This is a genomic window from Parabacteroides sp. AM58-2XD, assembly GCF_003463685.1.
GTDB lineage: Bacteria > Bacteroidota > Bacteroidia > Bacteroidales > Tannerellaceae > Parabacteroides > Parabacteroides segnis.
Map to the genome: position 1 here is coordinate 13,936 of NZ_QSDP01000069.1, position 18,593 is coordinate 32,528.

The window sequence follows — 18,593 nt, forward strand, 5'->3', positions numbered from 1 at the left end:
TCTATATTATTTTTCGTCAATTAGAAGCTTGCACGTAATGAGAAGCCGAATGAACGTGTTGTGGCTGTTGAACCACCAATCTGTGCCTGCGTGATCCAGGTTGTACCGTCTGTACATTCTGCATCGAATTCTTTCAGGCTCTTATAGAAGTAGAATAGGTTACGACCGTATACGGAAACCATCAGGTTCTTACAACCGAATTTGGAAGTGATGTTTTTCGGTAATCTGCAACCAAGGCTCAGTTCACGCATTTTTACATATGAATTCTTCTGTATTGCGTTTTCATAAGTGATGTTTCCGGAATATCCCCAACCGTATTGGTTGTAATATGATTCACCGGCAGTGATGATCGTTTTGTTTTCAGAACCGTCTTGTTTAACACCCGGCTGGATTACACCGTTATCGTAAACCATGTTACCGTTTACTGTAGATCCGGCAGGTTGGTCTGTCAAATGACGTTTTGAAGGGTCTGACAGGTCGTTTCCGTCTGCATACCAGGTAAGACCGCCACGTGAAGCATCACGGTTATCCAATGTACAATCCAGGATACCGAGTTCGGTCATATACTGGTAAGGCAAGTTCAGTACGTCACCACCAATACGGAAGTCGATAGTGGCATCCAGATAGAAATCTTTATAGCTCAATGAAGTGCTGATACCTCCGACAACTTTCGGCATGGCGTTACCTGCTCTCTGGCGTTCTGTATAGTCTACGATATACAGACCGTTATCGCCAACGACTTTGTTTCCGTTCTCGTCTTTTACCGTACCGTAAACATACCAGTCACCCATCGGGCGTCCTACTCTGGATTGCAGCACTGCGGCTCCGTTATCTACTGTAGAATGGTCGATAGAGTTGATGCCGTCTATCAGTTTCGTTACTTCGTTCTTGTTCCATGACCAGTTGGCGCGAATATCCCAGTTCCAGTCTTTAGTCTGGATAACTGTACCGTACATAGACATTTCAACACCGGCGTTCTTTAATTCACCGACATTCATCCAGATGGAAGTACCTCCTGAAGATGCTGATGTTGTAGTCTGAAGGATCTGGTCTTTTACTGTATTCTGGTAATAAGAAAGTTCGAAGCCCAAACGGTTGCCGAGGAACTTGTTTTCCCAACCCAATTCGAATTCGTATTTCTGTTCCGGTTGTATCTCATTGTTTCCAAGTGCCTGTGGGACCTGATTGTAGATATAACTGCCTACAGCGCTCTGGTTGTAACCGGTAGCTGCTTTATATATTTCCGGGGCGTTACCTACAACACCGTAGCTAAGACGAATTTTACCATAATCCAGCCATTCGGGTTTATTATCTTTCAGCAAAGATGAATAAATGACGCTACCGTTCACAGAAGGATAAACGAATGTGTTGGATCCGGGGTACAGTGTAGATGTTTTTTCCTGACGCACAGTTCCTTCCACATAAGCCCAACTGTCATAACCGAAAGAAGCTGTAGCAAAGAAGGCTTGTTTTAACAGCGATGCTTTTTTCATCGATGGATTTGCCGGTGTTAATCCGGAAGAGTTCAGGTGGAACCAGTTTTCAACACTCAGACCTCCGCGGGTACTCACTGAGGTGTCGAACTGACTTTCCTGGCGGGCAGACCAACCTGCGGTTGCAGCAACATTGTATTTTTCAGCAAATGTACGGTCAAACATCAACATGATATCACCATAATAGATCTCATACTTGGAGTTTTTCAATGTATAGGCTCCGGTATAGTTACCCGGCTGTCTGAATACGTTTGGCGTTTCCGTTGAGTTCTTATTCTCAATTACATTGTACGTCAAGTCTGTTGACAGACGGCCTCGCGCGGTCAAACCCGGAATGATTTCCCAACTTGGCGTTACACTCGCGATGAAACGGTTATTGTCTTCCAACTGTTCTTTACCTAAGATATTCCAGAAATACTCTGAAGACATCTGATAGTTGGCCGGATTCCAGTCCCAGGCTTCATCGGGTGTCAGTGTATTGCTGGTATAAGGGACGTTCATGTATCCCAAACTGGTAACAGTGCTGTTCTTCATTGCTGCGATGTCATCATATCCGGTGAACATACCTGCATAGTTTGTCAACAAGCGGCTGATACGGTAGGCACGGTTTTTAACATGCTGGCGCATATAGTTCGCCGAGTAATCCACTTTTAAGTTTTTCAGGATATTGGCGCTACCAGAAAGAGCAAAGTTGTGCTTGTTGTTGTGCGAGTTCAACTGTGTTGGCGTATTATCCATATAGGTATAGGAGAAACGCAGGTTGCCTTTTTCCGTTCCGTTGGTGATAGCCAGGTTATAAGTCTGGTTGATACCTGTCTGGAAAACATCGTTCCACTGGTTGTGGTCGATAGGCGCGTGAGTACGAATTGCCCCGTTATAATTGTATAATTGGGTGGTATAGTCGTATGGACGTCCCCATGAATAATAGGTATTACGCGGAGAGATTACCTGGTTCCCGTTACGGTCTGTACGGGTATTCTGGAAACCGGTTTGCTGTTCGAATTCACTTGCGGTGGCCAACAGGGCATTGTCGTATCCCGGACCGAATTCTTTCTGGATGCTCGGCATGTAGGCTACTTTGTCAAAGCTGACATTTGCACTGAAGTCTACACCGAGACCACTCTGGCCTTTACCGCTTTTAGAGGTAATCATCACAACACCGTTGGCTGCTTCAGATCCGTACAGGGCAGATGCGGCGGCACCTTTCAAGATAGAGATGCTTTCGATATCTTCCGGGTTGATGTCCACCATACCGTTGGATTCTACACGCTGGTTAGTCCAGTAACCGTCTTTGTTGGCGTCGCCGTTATGGATGGGCACACCGTCCATTACGATCAGCGGCTGTGTCGTACCGGTGATAGAAGACAGACCACGTACGGAGATGGATACGGAGGAAGTACCACCACCCGGAGCTGCCTGGATGCGCACACCTGAAGCCTTACCGTACAATGATGTAGCGAAGTCCGGAGTACCCGTTTTGATCAACTCTCCGGCATCGATTGTACTTACGGCATAACCTAGTTTTTTGGCGTCTTTCTTGATACCCATGGCGGTAACGACTACCTCGTCCAGTTTTTGAGTATCTTCAGCCAGTAGGACTGATAAGGAAGATTGACCGGTGTATGTCACTTCTTTTGTTGCATACCCGATGAAAGAAATCTGGATGACGCTTCCGTTCTTTACATCGTTCAGGCTAAAACTACCTTCTGTGTCGGTAATTGTGCCGTTTGTGGTTCCTTTCACAACTACAGATGCTCCGGCGATCGGGCCGAATTCATCTTCTACGGTACCGGTAACTTTCCCGTTCTGCTGGGAAATCGCGGTTTCATGCTTCTCTGGCGCAAAGTCAGCGGATGCACTTACGGGAAGTGTCATTGCTCCTGCGACAAGAATCAAGCTGACAGGTTTGAAGTTTTTCAACATAATAATTGATTTTATTAATAAATGAGGCGTTCTCTTTGTCCCCCTTCTTTTTCTTTTGCTCTATTTTGTTTAAAATGTGTATAGAAAACTTTAGATCCTGACGTTTAATAGTTGACGAATTCATAGTCCTAAAAGAACTCACGTGCTTTTATTATGTTGATAAGCTGGGTTTAATTTGCATATTATCAACTTGATAAACATGTGTTGGGCTTGGTGTGTATTCGACCTGTTGGAATTTGAAAAAATCAGAGATATATCAGAATGAAAAAATTAGTCCGTTTATGTCTGAATTATTGAAAAAAGCGCCTGTTTTTAACACAACTTCCCTGCTTTATGAAGAAAATTAACAGTTTACTCCCGGATAACAGATTGTTCTTCTACTGCGGTTCAATATTAATCTCTGAGCTGTTTTTTTGTAGCTATATTACATATCTATAGTGATTTATGGAAGATATTTATACTGCCTGAAAAGGTCGTGTTGTGCAATGTTTTCTTTTTTAACAATATGTATCGCTTTAATGTTTATTTTATATATTGATAAATAAATCTTCGCGATTTTTAGGATTGAGATATGAAAAATATTATTTACGGTTAGTTAGGGGCATAATTGTTGGCGATATGTTAAAAAACGGACTATCAATCATTTTTTTTAAACAAAATGCAATATATTGAAACAATTATTCCATATATTTGCACTGTAATAATTGTATAGAGTTCTTTTAGAACTATGGTATATATCAATGAATTAAAGCCCTTTTCTGCCTTGTTTTTTATGTTTTCACCGGAATCCTTCCATTGTTTTAATTTCCTAAAAGATGTACCTATATTAGGTATTGAGATAAAGAGAGTTTATCTTAGGCTGCAAAACGAACTTTTCTGATAAAAAGATTGTATTTGTTTGAAAACTCACTGATTATTTGTATATTTGCGGGCGATTAAGCGAAGATGAGGAGGGGGCGGGTAGTCCCCTTCTTTTGTTCTTAACAGTATGTTTATGATTGAAAAGGGAGTAATAACTCAGTTGGTTGAAGAAAAATTGGCTTCTTCCGACAATTATTTGGTTGACGTAGTAGTTAAGCCGGGAAACCTTATTATTATTGAGATTGATAATGATGAGGCAGTTTGCATTGATGATTGTGTGGAATTGAGCCGGTATGTAGAGGAGCATCTGGACCGGGATGTGGAAGACTTCGAGTTGGAAGTCGGTTCGGCAGGGGTTACTTCTCCTTTTAAAGTGCTTCGTCAATATGTAAAAAACATAGGGAACGAAGTGGAGATGCTGCTGAAAAGCGGTGTGAAACTGACCGGAGTATTGAAATCGGCCGACGAGAACGGTGCAGTAGTTACCGTTGAAAAGCAGGTAAAACCTGATGGTGCCAAACGTAAAGTTACTGTCCGGGAAGATCAATCCTATACATTCGATGAGATAAAATATACAAAATACCTAATAAGATTCAAGTAAAGAAAGATTATGGCCAAGAAAGAGGAAACAATCAGTATGATTGACACACTTGCGGAGTTCAAGGAGTTGAAGAATATAGATAAGGATACGATGATCAGCGTGCTGGAAGATTCCTTCCGTAACGTAATCGCTAAAATGTTCGGTACGGATGAGAACTACGACGTAATTATCAACCCTGAAAAAGGTGACTTCGAGATCTGGAGAAACCGCACGGTTGTGGCTGATGACGAACTGGAAGATTCGAATCTGCAACTTACGTTGACCGAGGCCCGTAAGATCGATGCCGACTGTGAAGTAGGAGAAGAAGTGACCGACGAGGTTCATTTCGCCGATTTCGGACGTCGTGCCATCCTGAACCTGCGTCAGACACTGGCTTCAAAGATTCTTGAATTGCAGAAGGATAGTTTGTATGCTAAATATAAAGATAAAATAGGTACAATCGTAGCAGCTGATGTATATCAGGTGTGGAAGAAAGAGATCCTGTTGCTGGATGACGAGGGTAATGAGTTGCTGCTCCCGAAATCAGAACAGATTCCTTCCGATTTCTATCGCAAAGGTGAAACCGTACGTGCGGTTGTACAAAAGGTGGATAATTATAATAATAATCCGAAGATTATCCTGTCTCGTACAGATAAAATGTTCCTGCAACGTTTGTTCGAACTGGAGGTTCCCGAAATTAATGACGGCCTGATCCTGATCAAGGCTATCGCGCGTATCCCGGGAGAAAGAGCAAAAGTGGCCGTTGAGTCATACGATGACCGTATCGACCCGGTAGGTGCCTGCGTAGGAATGAAAGGTTCTCGTATCCACGGAATTGTGCGTGAGTTGAGAAACGAGAACATCGATGTTATTAATTATACATCCAATGCGTCGCTGTTTATCCAGCGTGCATTAAGCCCGGCTAAAATTTCCTCTATACGAGTGAACGAAGAAGAACATAAGGCAGAGGTTTATCTTCGTCCTGAAGAAGTATCACTGGCTATCGGTAAAGGCGGTTTGAATATTAAACTGGCCTGTATGTTGACTGAATACACGATCGATGTATTCCGTGATGTGGAAGGAGCCGACGAGGAAGATATTTATCTGGATGAATTTACAGATGAAATTGATAGCTGGGTAATCGACGCACTGAAGAATATCGGTTGCTATACGGCCAAGAGCGTGCTTGCTTTGAGCCGTGAAGAACTTATTGAACGTGCCGACCTTGAAGAAACAACAGTCGACGAGGTACTTGCTATCTTATCTGCCGAATTTGAAGATGAAAGTCAGGAATAAAGTATTACGACAAAGTTAGATATGCCTATAAAATTAATACAAGTACAAAGAAAATTAAACGTAGGGATCAACACGGTTGTTGAGTTTCTACACAAGAAAGGTCATCCTGTTGAGGAGAATGCAAATCCCAACACGAGGATCAGTGATGAACAGTATGCTTTGCTCGTAAAAGAGTTTGGAAAGGATCTGCCTGAGGGTGGTTTTGAACGTCCGAGGGTAGAACGTCCTCACAGAGAGAAAGAGAGAGAGGCCGCTTCTGTGAAAGAAGAGAAGACCTCGGAAATAAAGACCGTGATCCCGGAAGAGTTCAAGCCTAAAATCGTAACGAAAGGCCGTATCGACCTGGACGGACAGCATAAAAAAGTTCAGGAGACTCCTGAAGTGAAAGAAGAACCGGTAGTAGCCAAGCCGCAGCCTGTCGTTGAACCGCAGCCTGTCGTTAAGCCTCAGCCGGAAGTCAAACCGCAGCCTGTTGCAGAACCGCAACCGGTTGTCGTTTCTGCTCCTGCTCCTGAAAAAAAGACAGCAGAAGCCCCTGCAAAACAGGAAAAACAGGAGGTTGCTCCTGTTGAAAAGCCTGTGGAGAAAAAAGAAGTAAAAGAGATAGTTGTGGAAAAAGAAAGAATCGAAGAGAAAAAACCGGAAGTTAAAGTGAAGCCGGAAACGACGACAAGCTCTTCTGAAGAAGTGAATAAAACGGCCGCAGAGGGTCAGACTTCTGCTGAATCGGAAGACAGTAGCTTGTTCCGTTTGAACACTCCGAAGTTCGAGTCGAATATCAAGGTAACCGGCAAAATTGACCTGAATGCCTTGAACCAGTCTACTCGTCCTAAAAAGAAAACAAAGGAAGAGAGACGGAAAGAACGCGATGATAAACGCGAAAAGTTCAACAACAATAACAGACCCGGACAACCGGGATTCCATAAAGGACCGAAAGATCCGAATGCCAAACCGGGTGCACCGGTGAAGCCGGGAGCTCCTGTTAAACCGGGCGAAGCTAATGCGGATGCGAAAAAGAAACGTAACCGTATCAAGAAGGACCGTGTGGATGTGAACAACACTCCGGGTACGAATTACAGCCGTCCCGCTAATCAGCATCAGCGCGACGACCGTGGCAAACCCCGTCTGAAAAAGCCGGTTAAGGCCGAAGTAAGCGAGGAGGATGTACAGAAGCAGATCAAAGAAACCCTGGCTCGTCTGACGAACAAGGGAAATAAGAATAATAAAGGTGCCAAGTACCGTCGTGATAAACGTGATGCAGCCGTTAAACGCGAGCATGAATTGCTGGAACTGGAAGAACAGGAAAGCAAGGTATTGAAGCTGACCGAATTTGTTACGGCAAACGACCTCGCCAACATGATGGATGTGCCTGTGACGAAGGTTATCGCTACTTGTATGAGTATCGGTATTATGGTTTCAATCAACCAGCGCCTGGATGCGGAAACGATCAATATCGTGGTCGAAGAGTTCGGGTTCAAGACTGAATATGTCAGTGCGGAAGTGGTGGAAGCCATCAATGCCGACGAAGAAGACGATAACGAAGAAGACTGGGTAGCACGTCCGCCTATCGTAACAGTGATGGGGCACGTCGACCACGGTAAAACGTCTTTGCTGGATAATATCCGTAAAGCGAACGTTATTGCCGGTGAAGCCGGTGGTATCACGCAGCATATCGGTGCTTACAATGTGAAGTTGGCCAGCGGACGCCGTATCACCTTCCTGGATACTCCGGGGCATGAAGCGTTTACCGCTATGCGTGCCCGTGGTGCCAAGGTAACGGATATCGCTATTATTATTGTAGCTGCCGACGATGCCGTCATGCCGCAGACCATTGAAGCGATCAACCATGCTTCGGCTGCCGGTGTACCCATCGTATTTGCTATTAATAAGGTAGATAAGCCGCATGCCAACCCTGAAAAGATCAAGGAAGAACTGGCTAATATGAACTACCTGGTGGAAGACTGGGGTGGTAAATACCAGAGCCAGGATATTTCGGCCAAGAAAGGCATGGGCGTTGAAGAGCTGCTTGAAAAAGTATTGCTTGAAGCCGACCTGCTGGATCTGAAGGCTAACCCGACAAGACGTGCAGTCGGTTCCATCATCGAATCATCCTGGATAAGGGACGCGGATATGTTTCTACCGTATTGGTTGAAAACGGTACCCTGAAAATGGGTGATATAGTCTTGGCCGGTACACACCACGGACGTATCAAGGCTATGTTCAACGAGCGTAACCAGCGTGTGGAAAAGGCTGGTCCTTCCGAACCGGTTCTGATCCTTGGATTGAACGGTGCGCCCCAGGCCGGTGATACATTCAATGTATTGGAGACTGAGCAGGAAGCACGCGAGATTGCAACCCGCCGTGAACAGTTACAGCGCGAACTGGGTATCCGTACACAGAAAATGCTTACGCTGGACGATATCGGCCGCCGTATCGCTGTGGGTAACTTCCAGGAACTGAATGTGATCGTGAAGGGTGACGTGGACGGCTCCGTAGAAGCATTGTCCGACTCTCTGATCCGTCTGTCTACCGAAGAGATCCAGGTGAACGTGATTCACAAGGCTGTCGGTCAGATTTCCGAATCGGATGTGGTACTGGCTGCCGCTTCGAATGCGATCATCATCGGATTCCAGGTTCGCCCGTCCGTACAGGCTCGCCGTAATGCAGAGAAGGATGGCGTTGAGATCCGTCTGTACTCTATCATCTACGATGCGATCGAAGAGGTGAAGAGCGCTATGGAAGGTATGCTTTCTCCGGAAATCAAGGAAGAGATTACCGCTTATGTGGATGTACAACAGGTATTTAAGATCACGAAAGTGGGTACGGTTGCCGGCTGTATGGTTAAGGAAGGTAAGATCAAGCGTACAAACAAGATCCGCCTGATCCGCGACGGTATCGTTATCTATGCCGGCGAACTCGGATCGTTGAAACGCTTCAAGGACGACGTGAAAGAGGTTGTGGCCGGATTGGATTGCGGTTTGAATATTACGAACTTTAATGATATCCAGGTCGGCGACGTGATCGAGTCGTACGAAGAAACTGAAATAAAGAAAACTTTATAAACATGAACTGGTTAGACATTGTACTAGTATGTCTGGCAGGAATTGGATTTGGGAAAGGCCTGTTTGATGGAGTCATCAAACAGGTTGTTTCGCTTATAGCCCTGGTTGTTGCCATCTTTTTTTGTTCGAAGGCGGCAGCCTGGTTGAAGGGATATATCGTCGCCCTGAACTGGTTTCCGCCTGAAGGGGTGACCATACTTAGTTATGTGGCCGGTTTCCTGCTGATCGTGGGAGTGATCATGCTGGCTGGTGAGATCATGAGCCGGGTTGTCGGAGTTACGCCCCTCAGTGTGCTGAACCATCTGGGAGGAGGAGTGGTCGGGCTTTGTTTTATGTTAGGATTTGTCAGTCTTATACTGAATGCACTCGAAGGCATAGATAGGGGATCCGTGCTGATCCCGCGTCAGGCTAAGGTGGAATCCAACTATTATAATCCGGTTAAAGAGATTATTCCAACCATTTACTTCGATAAATTGTTTTGGGGAAAAGAGTAAATATCTTGAAGGTTTGTTATCCGGCAAGATGTATAATATATATAAATGTATATGGAAGATTCGAATAAGATAATAAATGAGGTAACGAGCAGCGACTATAAGTATGGTTTTGTTACTGATATAGATACGGAGATGATCCATCGCGGTCTGGATGAGGAGACCGTCCGTATCATCTCGGCCAAAAAGAATGAGCCTGACTGGCTGCTTCAATTCCGCCTGAAGGCTTTCCGCCACTGGCAGACGCTGGAGATGCCCACATGGCCTCATCTGAATATTCCGCCGATCGATTATCAGGACATAATCTATTATGCTGCTCCGAAGAAAAAGGAAGGTCCGAAAAGTCTGGATGAAATAGACCCGGAGTTATTGAAGACATTCGATAAGCTGGGTATTCCTTTGCACGAACGTGCCCAACTGGCCGGTATGGCGGTCGATGCCGTTATGGATAGTGTCTCCGTAAAGACAACTTTTAAGGAAACGCTGGCAGAGAAAGGGATCATCTTCTGTTCGTTCAGTGAAGCGGTACTGCATCATCCTGACCTGGTACAACAGTATCTGGGAAGCGTAGTGAGCTATCGTGATAATTTCTTTGCGGCATTGAACTCGGCAGTCTTTTCTGACGGTTCGTTCGTTTATATACCGAAAGGCGTACGTTGCCCGATGGAGTTGTCCACCTATTTCCGTATCAATGCGGCCAATACAGGACAGTTCGAACGTACACTGATCGTGGCCGACGATGAGGCATATGTAAGTTATCTGGAAGGATGTACCGCTCCGATGCGCGACGAGAACCAGTTGCATGCGGCCATCGTTGAGATTGTAGCCAAAGAACGTGCGGAGGTGAAATACTCGACCGTACAAAACTGGTATCCGGGTGATAAAGAAGGTAAAGGCGGTATCTATAACTTCGTGACCAAGCGCGGCCTGTGCAAAGGTGAAGGCAGTAAGATCTCGTGGACACAGGTGGAAACCGGTTCGGCCATTACCTGGAAATACCCGAGTTGCATCCTGGCCGGTGATAATTCTGTCGGTGAGTTCTATTCTGTTGCTGTAACCAACAATTACCAGCAGGCGGATACCGGAACGAAGATGATCCACCTGGGTAAGAATACGAAAAGCACGATCGTGTCGAAAGGTATTTCGGCCGGTCATAGCCAGAACAGTTACCGTGGCCTGGTGAAAGTATCTCCGCGTGCGGAAGGTGCCCGTAACCATAGCCAGTGCGACAGTCTGCTGCTGAGTTCTACCTGTGGTGCCCATACGTTCCCTTATGCCGATATACAGAATGAAACGGCTGTGGTGGAGCACGAAGCTACAACGAGCAAGATCAGCGAAGAACAATTGTTCTATTGCCAGCAACGCGGTATCTCCGTCGAAGAGGCCGTCGGCCTGATCGTAAACGGCTATGCCCGTGAGGTAATGAACAAGCTCCCGATGGAGTTTGCCGTCGAAGCACAGAAGCTGCTGACCATCTCCCTGGAGGGAAGCGTTGGATGACTCAGCTAAGGCGAAGGCATGCGCTTAAGCTAGCACGCGCAGTGCGTCCTACCTATGACGCATGATGCGTTCTACATTAGCGCGCACGGTGTGTCATAGGTAGAACGCACACTGTCGTCTTATCGTATCTGTTGCCTATATCCGGGAAGGGGAACTGCCGGGAGAAGGGAAGTATAATATATAATAACTATAAATATGTTAGAAATAAAGAACTTACATGCCAACGTGAATGGCAAAGAGATATTGAAAGGTATCGACCTTTCTGTAAAGGCTGGTGAGGTACATGCCATCATGGGTCCGAACGGTTCGGGAAAGAGTACACTCAGCAGTGTACTGGTAGGTAATCCGGCTTTCGAGGTAACTCAGGGCGAGGTGATCTTCAACGGGAAGAACCTGCTGGAGTTGGAACCCGAAGACCGCAGCCGTGAAGGTATTTTCCTGAGTTTCCAGTATCCGGTGGAGATCCCGGGCGTAAGCATGGTGAATTTTATGCGTGCCGCCTTGAATGAGCACCGTAAATATAACGGTCTTGAACCGGTTTCCGCAACCGATTTCCTGAAACTGATGCGTGAGAAACGTGCTATCGTCGAACTGGATAACAAACTGGCGAGCCGTAGCGTGAACGAAGGTTTCTCCGGTGGTGAAAAGAAACGTAACGAGATTTTCCAAATGGCTATGCTGGAACCTAAACTGGCTATCCTGGATGAGACGGACAGCGGCCTGGATATCGATGCGCTCCGTATCGTGGCAAACGGTGTCAATCAGTTGCGTACTCCGGAAAATGCAGCGATCGTGATTACTCACTACCAACGTTTGTTGGATTACATCAAACCCGATGTGGTACATGTATTATACAAAGGACGTATCGTAAAAACAGCCGGTCCGGAACTGGCTCTCGAACTGGAAGAAAAAGGTTACGACTGGATCAAGAAAGAGATGGGGGATGAGTGAGATGAGAGCCGAACAACAATATATCGATCTTTTTACCCGGTATGAGGACCTGGTGTGCCGTCATAGCGCTGCGGTGATGAATGCTCCGCGTGCTGAGGCTTTGGCTGATTTCGATCGCCTGGGTTTTCCTTCGGTAAAGAGTGAAGATTATAAATATACAGATGTAGCGCAGGCTTTTGCTCCTGATTATGGGGTGAACATAAACCGCCTGGCTATTCCGGTCAATCCTTATGACGTATTCCGTTGTGATGTCCCGAACCTGAGTACTTCTTTGTATTTTGTCGTGAATGATACTTTTTATGACAAGATGATGCCGAAAGCGCATTTACCTGAGGGGGTATACGCCGGCGGTTTGAAAAACTTTGCAGAGAAATATCCGGAAGTGGCAGCCCGCTATTACGGAAAAGCTGCTAAAAGTAGCCATGACGGTATAATCGCATTGAACACAATGCTGGCGCAGGATGGTTTCGTGCTTTATGTGCCGGAAGGTGTGGCTGTGGAACGTCCTATCCAGCTGATCAATATATTCCGTAGTGATGTGGATGCGATGGCTAACCGGCGTATCCTGGTTATTATGGAACCGCGTTCGGAAGCTAAATTGCTGATCTGCGATCATAGTATAGACGATGTGAAATTCCTGGCTACCCAGGTCGTTGAGATATTTGCCGGCGAAGGTGCTTACTTCGATTACTATGATCTGGAAGAAAGCAGCATTTCCACTTCCCGCTTTGCCTCGGTCCATGTGAAACAGGAGGCTTCCAGCAATGTCCTGGTAAACGGTATTACCTTGAATAACGGTCTTACGCGTAACAACTATTATATTGAACTGAACGGCGAATATGCAGAAACAACCCTTTGCGGAATGTCCGTTATGGACCGTGAGCAACAAGTGGATACGTATAGCCATATTACGCATGCTGTACCCAATTGTACAAGTAACGAGCTATTCAAGAATGTATTGAACGATCATGCAGTCGGTGCTTTCAGCGGCCGTATCCTGGTAAAGGAAGGTGCCCAGAAAACGGCAGCTTTCCAGACAAACCGTAATCTCTGTGCTACCCGTGAAGCCCGTATGTATAGTAAGCCGCAATTGGAGATTTATGCGGATGATGTGAAATGTTCGCACGGTATGACGACCGGGCAGTTGGATGAGAATGCTTTGTTCTATATGCGTAGTCGTGGTATTCCATTGAATGAGGCACGTATGATGCTGAGTGTTGCTTTTACATCGGATGTGATTGATCATGTGCGTCTGGATGCGTTGAAAGACCGTCTGCATAAGTTGGTTGAAAAACGTTTTCGTGGAGAACTGGCACGTTGTGCCGATTGCCGTATCTGCAAATAAGATATTATTCTGATTTTTATAAAGGCCCGGATAGATGTTATGTCTGTCCGGGTTTTTTTGTCTATCTTTGTATTTCACCAATCATTTATTATCATATGCAATTGAGTCATATAGCGATTTGGACGAAAGAATTAGAACGTTCCCGCGAATTTTATACAACGTATTTTAATGGGAAAAGCAATGAAAAATACGTGAATCCCAAGAAAGGGTTTGCTTCTTATTTTGTGACTTTTGAGGGAGGTGCTTCCCTGGAAATTATGCAACGGACAGATATTACAAAAGAGAGGGATGGGCTGTTTATAGGTCTTGCCCACTTTGCTTTCTCTGTCGGTTCAAAGGAAAAGGTAGATAGTATGATAGAACTGTTTCGTGAAAATGGTTATACAGTACTCGGTGAACCACGAACGACGGGAGATGGTTTTTATGAGGGGGCCATTGCTGATCCTGACGGAAATATTGTGGAAATAATTGCCTGATATGGAGATACATATTGAACAAACGACAGACTATCCTTATGATTTGCTTCTGTTAGCGGATCCGAACCGCGAGTTGGTAGATCGTTATCTGAAAGCATCCGATTGTTTTGTTGCTTTGTGTGAAGGACAAGCCGTAGGAGTGATTGTCGTTCAGAAACAGTCTATAAACGGGGCAGAAGTATTGAATCTTGCCGTAGGTGAGTCTTTCCAGCGGAGAGGTATTGCACGCCGTTTGCTTCGCTTTGTCTTTGATGAATGGGCGCGATCGAATCGAATCGCTCTGTTGAAAGTCTGTACCGGCACTTCTGCTCCCGGTCCCATGATGTTGTACCAGCAGGAAGGTTTTGACCTGAAAGAGTTGGACCGTGATTATTTTGTACGTAATTATCCGGAACCGATCTGGGAAAATGGCATTCAGTGCCGCCACCGGTTAATCCTCGAAAAAGAACTGTAACAACTAATTTATATAAAATAAATACAGGAAAACCGGATAATAATCTTTCAAGCTGGTATGCAGCTTTTTCAAGGCTTTGGAAATATGATACTCGACCCCTTTAGTGGTTATTCCCAACGTTTCCGCAATCGTTTTATGAGATTTGTTTTCATAACGGCTCATAATGAATACGACTCTGGTTTGTTCTGGTAAACCGGCCAGGGTTTTATTGACTATTTCTTGTGCTTCGGCAGTAAATAGTTCGCCGGGATCACAGGCCTCCAAAGTCGATATGCGGGTATTCAGTTCCCATTCGGCATGATTCAGTAATTGTTCGTTGACATCTTCTCTTACCTGCAGGTGCTGCAAATAGTTCAGGCATTTGTTTTTTATGATAGTAAGAATATAGGCAGGCACATTCGAATCTTTTTCCAATGAATGACGATTCTCCCAGTAATACATCAGGGCTTCGATAGTAAAGTCTTCAGCAACAGCTATATCCCTTACATACGTATTAGCAAAGCGGATGAACCGGCCCTGATAATCTGTAAATAATTGATTGAATGCTTTTAAATCTGTTGTATTCTCCATTCCCCGAGATTTGTAATCGGTCGTAAATATAATAAAAATAATGTTACCGTTTCTCTCTTTGTTTGGGGGATTCTTATATAAAACAAAAGAACGACCTTCAATTGTTCTGAAAGATCGTTCTTTTATTTGGATTAGACTCTATTTTTCAACGAATATCCTCGTTCATTAATTTAGCCCAAATATTTCCCGGATACAGCTGAATAGCCTGATTAAAATCATTCTTTGCTGCCGACGGATTATTCAGCAGCAGATGTATCAGACCGGAATAATAGGAGATATTGCTCTGTTGTACGTTCTGATTGGCTTCACCGAACTTAGCATATGAATCCATCAGGTTTTGTTGCATGCGTTCCAGTGTTTTTTGCATATTGCTTAAAACAGCATCAGCTTTTTCATTTTTATTTAATTTCCTGAGAGATTTTATTTTGTAGTAATTCAGATCTGTCAGGTGGTCCCTGAAGTGTGTTTCAGCAGATTTTTCGAAACATTCCCAGGCTTTGTCTGCTTGTTTCATAGCTTCGTATGCAATACCGGATAAATAATATACCTTGGCTTCATAACCACCCCGGAGAGACGGAGCTACTTCCAAATTGGCAGGATACTGATTAGCCAGGTCGAATTCCCGGATCGCTTCTTTATACTGTTTTCCTTTTAGAAGTTGCATTCCTTTCAACATATGCGAATCGACATAGATGTCGTGTACCTGTCCGCCGCCTTCCCATAAATGGAAATGTCTGGTATCCATTATTTTTATTGCTTTATCATATTTTGCTGTGGCATTATAGAGCGTAAGCAACCGCATTACGGCATCGTCATGTTTCATGACGGTTTTCAGATGGGATTCCAGTCTTTTTAATCGCTGGGCTGCCGGAATATTCGCCTGCTCATATATTTTATCCGATTCTGTTAGTAATAACGGATCATTCGGGTTAGCATTGATTGCTCTGTCATAATACTTCATGGATTTTTCCAGGTCGTTCAGACATCCGTATCCGAAACCAACATTACGCGCTGCGATAGCGAAGGTAGGATCAGCCTCTGTTGCGTGTAGCCAGTGTTCTAGACCACTCTCTTTTTGTCCCAGATAATAGAGTAAGTTCCCCAGGTGATAGTGGAGGAGTGCATCATTCGGTCTTTCCTGCAATAGCGTTGTGAAAAGAACTATTTCTTCGATCCGGAAAGGATAGTTGTTCAACGGCGATAATGATGCAGCTTTATCCAGACAAGCCTGGAACTCTGTTGTATTCTTTCCTTTCAGCAGGTTATATGCTTTGTAATAATAAAGCAGCGGATAAGAAACATAGGGTTCACCTAAAGAAATGGCACTGTTCAGTAAGGTCAGTGCATCTTCTGTGGCTCCGATTGTCATGTAATTGTTCACGACCTCCAGCAATTCCTGTACGGCAATGATCCCTTTGCTGTTATGATTCGTTCCGGCTTTTAGGAAAGAAGCACCTAGTGAAACGGATAAGTTGGTTTCGGCAGCACTCCAGTAATCGAGCGGATCGATCTGCTGGATATAACGGATCGTTTCCTGTGCTTCCTCTTTCTTACCCTGCATCCGAAGAATGTATGCTTTGAGAGTAAGTGCCTGTAAGTCGCGTCCTCCTACGTAAAGCGATTGGATAATCATGTCCATAGCCCGCTTGTAATCCTTGTCTTTCACTGCCAGGACAGCCAGTTCATAGAAAGAACGATGTTTGAAGTCGGGAGTCCAGGTAGCAGCCCAATAAGCATCCGTCGCTTTGCCGATATTGTCTGTCATCTGATATAGATACCCCAGATAATAAAGCGCTTCCGTGTTCTTTACCGTTGTATAATCGTGAGACAAACGCGCCTGGGCACGTAACAGATGTTGTTCCGCTTTCTCCCATTTCCCCTGACGGATATAATGTTTCCCTACTTCGATATTTACGCGGGCATCCATCGAGTCACGTAAAAGAGCTTCGTTATAGAAATCCATATAATCCAGACGGGCATTGTTGAACTGGTCGACGCGGAGACCGGCTAGGTAAAGCTCTTCGTTTGTCTTATATTTTTTGACTGGTTTGGTGCCGTCGATGACTTTAGGCAGCGGTTTTTCTTCCTGTACGATCGGACGGTAATCGACCAGCAGGTTACCTTCAGCATCGTAAAGTGCAGTATAAAGTGTCGAGGGATCTGACGGATCGGGCACGGATACCTGTTCGAGGAAATATTTGTCCGGATCGATGTTGATCCGCCTATCCATTATTATCCGGTCTTTATATTTTACGACAACACGGGCGTTTTCGTACAAAGTAGTCGCGCAATAACCTACACGATAGTTGTTGCCTTCGGTCGGTTCAAAGTTTACGGCTGCATCATTCGTGGCATTCTTTACACCTTTGATACCTTTTACCGGATACCATATTTGGCAGAATTCGCGGATTTCGCCCGGGTTTATCCAGCTGTAATCCGGTTGGTTATCGGAATAACCGCCTACCATCAACTCCAGGTAATGTCCGTCGTTGTCGGATAGTATTTTGTTCCACATCTCGCCGTTCGCGTTGTTTCCCCATAAGAAGAATTTCTTTCCGGGTACGACATGGCGGTTGGCCACATGTACTGTTCCTGCATCTTTTCCATAGTCGTAACCGGCAAGGAAAGACATTTCGCTTCCCCAGGCAAAAATAGAGCGGGAGTTCCCTGTAAAGTTTTTCCACCAGGATAAATCGTCATTTTCCCCACTGCCGAGGTTTGCTTCTCCGATCGGCCAGTTTGTGAAGTATACTTTATGGTGGTCGGCTCCGAATTGTACATCAGGCGGGAATATCACCTGATATTGATCGTTACAATGGACGGATACATTTGCCCAGTACAGCATCGACTGGATCATCGGGGTCGGGTTGATCACTTTGATTTTTGCTTCCACCCAAGAACGGTTGGGGTATACCGATACACCTACCGACCATTTTAGCCGGTGACGTAATTCTGTTTCTCCCACCCAAATTGTCTTGCTTCCGTCTTCATTTTCTTTCATTGTCCAGTTGATGGGCATGTAACTGCTGGCACGGTGATGGTCGGGGATATTCCATTCGACACCTCCCGAAATCCAGGCACCTAACATACCGATCAAGGCAGGTTTTACTCCTGTTTGGGTGTAAAAGAAAGGATAGTCGTTGGTTTTGTCGGAGGCGGCAAAGATACGACCGCCGATCTCTGGAAGAATGGCAATGTCGACATACTGATTGTCCAGCCGGAGTACATTGTAATCTTGCTGAACTTGCTTTTCTGTCAGGACATCGTAAAGGGGATAAGGATAAATATATCCTTCTGCTCCCTGATAAACACGGCCGGTAAAGAAGATCGGATCGATTTCCGGGGCACCGATCTGATAGGTCGGAATTTTTTCTGTTACAGACTTCATGTGAACCTCCTGACCTAAAAGAGGAGTTGCACATAACAATAATGCTGATAGAAGTTTAGAATTCATGGTATCGCAACTTTGATTTGTTATTAAGTATCACTAGTGTCCCGTTAAAATCGGGACGAGTTATTAATTAATCAAATAATCCCGGAATAAGGGGATTAAATTGTTCTTTGACATCATTGAAATTAGTCTTATTAAAC

General features: G+C 45.0%; 11 protein-coding genes and 1 pseudogene. 9 read left to right on the top strand and 3 right to left on the bottom strand.

The window, feature by feature from the left end:
* Positions 1-20 precede the first annotated feature (20 nt).
* Positions 21-3,416 carry a SusC/RagA family TonB-linked outer membrane protein gene (locus DXA15_RS16350; protein ID WP_128134722.1) on the bottom strand — a complete coding sequence of 1,132 codons (3,396 nt, stop codon included), beginning with the start codon at positions 3,414-3,416 and terminating at the stop codon, positions 21-23.
* A 994-nt stretch (positions 3,417-4,410) separates the two neighbouring features.
* Between DXA15_RS16350 and rimP the strand changes: the two genes are divergently transcribed.
* The 9 genes and pseudogenes from rimP (at position 4,411) to DXA15_RS16395 (ending at position 14,432) form a co-directional block, all read left to right on the top strand.
* Positions 4,411-4,878: a ribosome assembly cofactor RimP gene (gene rimP / locus DXA15_RS16355; protein WP_186959885.1), complete on the top strand. Its 468-nt coding sequence runs from the start codon at positions 4,411-4,413 to the stop codon at positions 4,876-4,878.
* A 9-nt stretch (positions 4,879-4,887) separates the two neighbouring features.
* Entirely contained in the window at positions 4,888-6,153 is a 1,266-nt protein-coding gene (nusA, locus tag DXA15_RS16360; protein ID WP_128134724.1) for a transcription termination factor NusA, read from the top strand.
* Between the two features lie 21 nt (positions 6,154-6,174).
* Positions 6,175-9,215: pseudogene (gene infB / locus DXA15_RS16365) on the top strand (translation initiation factor IF-2).
* A 2-nt stretch (positions 9,216-9,217) separates the two neighbouring features.
* Positions 9,218-9,709, top strand: coding sequence for a CvpA family protein (locus tag DXA15_RS16370; protein WP_128134725.1), 492 nt, complete (start codon positions 9,218-9,220; stop codon positions 9,707-9,709).
* A gap of 51 nt (positions 9,710-9,760) precedes the next feature.
* Positions 9,761-11,206 (top strand): Fe-S cluster assembly protein SufB, encoded by a 1,446-nt coding sequence (gene sufB, locus DXA15_RS16375; RefSeq protein WP_128134726.1) that lies wholly within the window; start codon positions 9,761-9,763, stop codon positions 11,204-11,206.
* A gap of 195 nt (positions 11,207-11,401) precedes the next feature.
* Positions 11,402-12,157, top strand: coding sequence for a Fe-S cluster assembly ATPase SufC (gene sufC / locus DXA15_RS16380; protein WP_007655266.1), 756 nt, complete (start codon positions 11,402-11,404; stop codon positions 12,155-12,157).
* The gene (gene sufD / locus DXA15_RS16385; protein ID WP_128134727.1) at positions 12,150-13,502 is read left to right on the top strand and encodes a Fe-S cluster assembly protein SufD; all 1,353 of its coding nucleotides are present in this window, start codon (positions 12,150-12,152) and stop codon (positions 13,500-13,502) included. The genes sufC and sufD overlap by 8 nt, the downstream gene beginning before the upstream one ends.
* A gap of 95 nt (positions 13,503-13,597) precedes the next feature.
* Positions 13,598-13,978 carry a VOC family protein gene (locus DXA15_RS16390; RefSeq protein ID WP_128134728.1) on the top strand — a complete coding sequence of 127 codons (381 nt, stop codon included), beginning with the start codon at positions 13,598-13,600 and terminating at the stop codon, positions 13,976-13,978.
* 1 nt (position 13,979) lies between these two features.
* Positions 13,980-14,432, top strand: coding sequence for a GNAT family N-acetyltransferase (locus DXA15_RS16395; RefSeq protein WP_128134729.1), 453 nt, complete (start codon positions 13,980-13,982; stop codon positions 14,430-14,432).
* 3 nt (positions 14,433-14,435) lie between these two features.
* Here the strand turns inward: DXA15_RS16395 and DXA15_RS16400 are convergent, their stop codons facing one another.
* Positions 14,436-15,002: an RNA polymerase sigma-70 factor gene (locus tag DXA15_RS16400; protein ID WP_128134730.1), complete on the bottom strand. Its 567-nt coding sequence runs from the start codon at positions 15,000-15,002 to the stop codon at positions 14,436-14,438.
* Positions 15,003-15,147: 145 nt separating this feature from the next.
* Positions 15,148-18,456: a DUF5107 domain-containing protein gene (locus tag DXA15_RS16405; protein WP_128134731.1), complete on the bottom strand. Its 3,309-nt coding sequence runs from the start codon at positions 18,454-18,456 to the stop codon at positions 15,148-15,150.
* Between the last annotated feature and the right edge of the window lie 137 nt (positions 18,457-18,593).

What these genes read in the sequence shown, in the direction of transcription:
- DXA15_RS16350 (WP_128134722.1), bottom strand. Translation starts at nt 3,416, where the DNA reads ATGTTGAAAAACTTCAAACCTGTCAGCTTGATTCTTGTCGCAGGAGCA.
- rimP (WP_186959885.1), top strand. Translation starts at nt 4,411, where the DNA reads ATGATTGAAAAGGGAGTAATAACTCAGTTGGTTGAAGAAAAATTGGCT.
- nusA (WP_128134724.1), top strand. Translation starts at nt 4,888, where the DNA reads ATGGCCAAGAAAGAGGAAACAATCAGTATGATTGACACACTTGCGGAG.
- DXA15_RS16370 (WP_128134725.1), top strand. Translation starts at nt 9,218, where the DNA reads ATGAACTGGTTAGACATTGTACTAGTATGTCTGGCAGGAATTGGATTT.
- sufB (WP_128134726.1), top strand. Translation starts at nt 9,761, where the DNA reads ATGGAAGATTCGAATAAGATAATAAATGAGGTAACGAGCAGCGACTAT.
- sufC (WP_007655266.1), top strand. Translation starts at nt 11,402, where the DNA reads ATGTTAGAAATAAAGAACTTACATGCCAACGTGAATGGCAAAGAGATA.
- sufD (WP_128134727.1), top strand. Translation starts at nt 12,150, where the DNA reads ATGAGTGAGATGAGAGCCGAACAACAATATATCGATCTTTTTACCCGG.
- DXA15_RS16390 (WP_128134728.1), top strand. Translation starts at nt 13,598, where the DNA reads ATGCAATTGAGTCATATAGCGATTTGGACGAAAGAATTAGAACGTTCC.
- DXA15_RS16395 (WP_128134729.1), top strand. Translation starts at nt 13,980, where the DNA reads ATGGAGATACATATTGAACAAACGACAGACTATCCTTATGATTTGCTT.
- DXA15_RS16400 (WP_128134730.1), bottom strand. Translation starts at nt 15,002, where the DNA reads ATGGAGAATACAACAGATTTAAAAGCATTCAATCAATTATTTACAGAT.
- DXA15_RS16405 (WP_128134731.1), bottom strand. Translation starts at nt 18,456, where the DNA reads ATGAATTCTAAACTTCTATCAGCATTATTGTTATGTGCAACTCCTCTT.